2 protein-coding genes are annotated in these 4,425 nt (G+C 64.0%); both read right to left on the bottom strand.

The annotated features are described in order from the left end of the window. Positions 1 to 63: 63 nt before the first annotated feature. Positions 64 to 2,298 carry a 1,4-alpha-glucan branching protein GlgB gene (gene glgB, locus ACE04F_RS13320; protein ID WP_486107329.1) on the bottom strand — a complete coding sequence of 745 codons (2,235 nt, stop codon included), beginning with the start codon at positions 2,296 to 2,298 and terminating at the stop codon, positions 64 to 66. Positions 2,299 to 2,309: 11 nt separating this feature from the next. Beyond that, positions 2,310 to 4,425, bottom strand: a 2,116-nt coding sequence (locus ACE04F_RS13315) for a putative maltokinase (RefSeq protein WP_486107327.1), incomplete at its 5' end; no start/stop codon positions are given.

Genomic DNA, 4,425 nt, shown 5'->3' with positions numbered 1-4,425 from the left:
CGCTCCCACAATGGCCCGGTGTAAATCTGGCTTGATTCCCACCGCTGTTCCCGTGGCGAGGAGTTATCCCTCCGGTCGCAGGATCAGCACCGCCAGCGGCGGCAGGTTCAGTTCCAGCGACAGCGCCTGGCCATGGCTGGGGATCGCCTCGGTGGAGGCACCGCCGCCATTGCCGTAGTTGGAACCGGCATAGGTGTCGGCATCGCTGTTGAGCAATTCCACCCAGCGTCCGCCAAACGGCACGCCGACCCGATACGCCTCGCGTGGCACCGGCGTGAAGTTGGCGACCACCAGCACCGGCCGGCCATCCTTGCTCCAGCGCAACCACGCATAGACGCTGTTGACTGCGTCGTCCCCAATCAGCCATTGGAAGCCTTGCGGTGCATCGTCCTGGTCGTGCAGCGCCGGTTCTTCGCGATAGAGCCGGTTCAGGTCGCTCACCAGTTTCTGCACGCCCCGGTGCTCAGGGTATTGCAGCAGGTACCAGTCCAATTGCTGGTCATGGTTCCACTCGCGCCATTGGCCAAACTCGCAGCCCATGAACAACAGTTTCTTGCCGGGATGGCCCCACATGAAACTCAGGTAGGCACGCAGGTTGGCGAATTTCTGCCAGCGGTCACCGGGCATCTTGTCGATCAGCGAGCGTTTGCCGTGGACCACTTCGTCATGGGAAATCGGCAAGACAAAACGCTCGGACCAGGCGTACACCAGGCCGAAACTCAGTTCATTGTGGTGATGAGCGCGGTACACCGGATCCTGCTGGATGTAATGCAGCGAATCGTGCATCCAGCCCATGTTCCATTTGTAGGCGAAACCCAGGCCGCCCTGCTGCGTGCTCTGGCTGACACCTGGCCACGCCGTGGACTCCTCGGCAATCACCAGCGCGCCGGGCGTCTCCAGCGCTACTACGTCGTTGAGGTGGCGCAGGAAGTCGATGGCTTCCAGGTTCTCCCGTCCGCCGTGACGGTTGGGCACCCACTCGCCGGCCTTGCGCGAATAGTCGCGATAGAGCATCGAGGCCACCGCATCGACCCGCAGGCCGTCAACGTGGAAATGCTTGAGCCAGTGCAACGCCGAGGCCAGCATGAACCCATGGACTTCGGTGCGCCCGAGGTTGTAGATCAGCGTGTCCCAATCCTGGTGAAAGCCTTCCAGCGGGTTGCCGTATTCATACAGCGCGGTCCCGTCGAACTGGGCCAGGCCGTGGGTATCGGTCGGGAAATGCGCCGGCACCCAGTCGAGGATCACGCCGATATTGGCCTGGTGGCAGGCGTTGACGAACGCGGCGAAGTCATCGGGCGAACCGAAACGCGCGGTCGGGGCAAATTGCGACAGCGGTTGATAGCCCCACGAGCCGCCAAACGGGTGTTCCATGATCGGCATCAGTTCGATGTGGGTGAAGCCCAGGTCCTTGACGTAGGGAATCAGCCGCTCGGCCATTTCATGCCAGTTGTATTGCCGGGAAACCTCCCCCGCCTCGTCGATTTCGCACTGCCAGGAACCGGCGTGCAACTCGTAGATCGACAGCGGCGCGCCGGGTAGCTGGCGCTCGCGTCGGCTCTGCATCCACTCGTCGTCTTGCCACTCGATTTTCAACGGCGCAGCGACCTTGGATGCCGTGTCCGGTGGCATCTGGGTGGCCAGGGCCACCGGGTCGGCCTTGAGCGGCAGGATACCGTGGGCGCCGAGGATTTCGTATTTGTAGCCTTCGCCCGGACCGAGCCGCGGGATGAAGATCTCCCACACGCCGGACGGGTAACGGATGCGCATTGGATGCCGACGCCCGTCCCAGACGTTGAAGTCCCCCACCACCGACACCCGGCGCGCGTTCGGCGCCCAGACCGCGAAGCGCACACCATCGACGCCATCGACCGTCTTCAGTTGCGCACCGAGGCACGCGCTGAGGTCGCGGTGATTGCCCTCGGCGAACAGGTAAAGATCCATTTCCCCCAGCAGCGGGCCGAAGCTGTAGGGGTCTTCGGCAACCTGCTCGCCGCCCGCCCAACGGGTGCGCAGCAGGTACGGCTGGGCGCGGTCGAAATGGCCGACGAACAGGCCCGGCGTTTCGGTAGCCTGCAATTCGCCCAGCTCCTCGCCGCCCTCACGGGCGAGCACATGCACGCTTAACGCACCGGGCAGATACGCGCGGATGAATTGCCCGCCCGCCCCGTCGCCATGCGGGCCCAGGATCGAGAATGGGTCATGGTGTTCGGCGCGCACCAGCGCGTCGATGTCGTGGGGGGCCGGCAACAATGCCTCTTTGGCCTGCCCCTGGGTTTCCTTGTTCGAGACGCTCATGATTCTCTCCACTAAATCGGTCCGGCTAAATCGGAAAAGGGTTGCAGCCCACTCAACAGCCCGTACAGACCGTGCAACGGCACGGGCAGCCAGGCGGGGCGATTCTCGGCTTCATAAGCCACTTCATAGGCCGCCTTCTCCAGGCCGAACAACGCCAACGCGGCGTCCTCGCCTTCAGCATCCTTCCATTCATGGGCAAGACTAGCTGCCGCTAGCCGATACGCCTCGACAAATGCCTGGCGGGCCTCAATCAAATAGCGGTCGGCGACCCGTTTGCGCGCCGCATCGGCGTCGGCCGTGGTGTCCACGGTGTGCAGTTGCACCGCCATCGCTGCTGCGTAATCGAAGGAACGCAGCACGCCGCTGACGTCCTTGTACGGGCTGTGCTTGCCACGCCGCTCGTGCAACGGCCGCGCCGGCTCGCCCTCGAAATCGATCAGGTAGGCATCGCCCTTGATCACTAGCACCTGCCCCAGGTGCAGGTCGCCGTGCACGCGGATGCGCAAGCCGCCGGCGGCCTTGCCGGCCAGTTCCTGGACATGGGCCAGCACGGTTTTCCTGTGTTCCAGCAAGCGTGCGACCATGGCTTGGTCCGCCGGGTTCAATTGCCCCTGGTTCTGCTTGAGCAGACGCAGGGCGTTTTCCACCTGGGCGACGACATCCTTGCCGATCGCCTGGGCCTCTTTGGCGCTGGTGGCCTGGGGCGCGAAGTCCGGGTTGTCGGTGGGCTGGGCAAGCACCTTGTGCATTTCCCCCAGGCGCTGGCCGAGCATGCCGGCGAAGTCCTTCAGCTCACCCAGGGCGTTGTAGTGCTGTTCCTGTTCGGACACCGCGTCCGCCAGTTCGTCGCGCAAGGCGCGTTCGAGGTTGTTCTGGGTCCATTCCCACGCATCACCCTGATTGCTCAGGTAACCCTGGGCGATCATCAGCAGCGCATCCTCACCCTGGGCGTCGCGGCGAATCACCGAACCCAGCAGTGGCGAAATATTGCTGAAGCCGGCAGCGGTCAGGTAAGCACTCATCTCCAGTTCCGGATGCACGCCCGACGCGACCTTGCGGATCAGCTTGAGCACCAGGCTGCCGCCAACCACCACCGAACTGTTGGACTGCTCGGCGGACAGGTAGCGCACCTCCGGCTCGGCGCCAAGGTTCAACGCCGCCAGGCCTGCGGTGGGTTCAAACCGCAACTCGCCATCGGCGCACGGCAATACGGTACTGGCCTGGATGCCTTGCATCACGGCTCGCACGAAGCTCTCCAGGGTGAACGCGTCGGTAATCAGCCCGACCTGACGCCCCCGGCGAACCCGCGACAAGGCCAGTTGCTGCGGCAGCGCAGCGCCCACCTGGTCCTCGGCCAACAGACCGAATGGCAGTTGATAGCGCAGCGTCTGACCGGCGCTGGTCACGTCGATTTCGCTCAACAGCACAGGCCGTTGCGGATCACCGAAGCGCACGCCATAGACGATGTCGACTTTCTCGATGGCGCTGTCCTTGCCGGCGAACCAGCGACGGTTCTGCAGCCAGCTTGGCAGGATGCTCTGCTCCAACGTCGTGCGTGAAGGCGCCTCAAGCAATTCTTCCAGGCGCTTTTTCAATACCAGCGTGGTGAAGTCCGGCAGGCTCTGGGCAGGTTCCACATGCCAGCTCGGCATCTGGTTTTCCGCCGCCAGGGCGAACCAGTAGAAGCCGTACGGCGCCAGGGTCAGGAGGAAATTCAACTGGCCGATGGGCGGGAAGGCATTACCCCCGAGCATTTCCACCGGGACCATGCCGGCATAGGCCGACAGGTCCAGCTCCGCCGCCTGGGCGCTACGCGAGACGTTGGCGACGCAGAGGATGATTTCATGCTTGCCATCCGGGCCGGTGTATTCACGCGTGTAGGCAAGGATCCGACGGTTGCTCGGCGACAGCATCTTCAGCGTGCCCCGGCCGAAGGCCTTGGACTGCTTGCGCACCGCGAGCATCCGGCGGGTCCAGTTGAGCAGCGAATGCGGGTCGCCGGCCTGGGTCTCGACGTTCACCGAGAGGTAGCCGTACTGCGGATCCATGATCGGCGGCAGGACCAGACTCGCCGGGTCGGCGCGGGAAAAACCGCCGTTGCGGTCGATCGACCACTGCATCGGCGTG

The organism is Pseudomonas sp. AGC41, from assembly GCF_057334555.1.
This window is presented reverse-complemented; position numbering and strand designations above follow the sequence as displayed.

What these genes read in the sequence shown, in the direction of transcription:
- glgB (WP_486107329.1), bottom strand. Translation starts at nt 2,298, where the DNA reads ATGAGCGTCTCGAACAAGGAAACCCAGGGGCAGGCCAAAGAGGCATTG.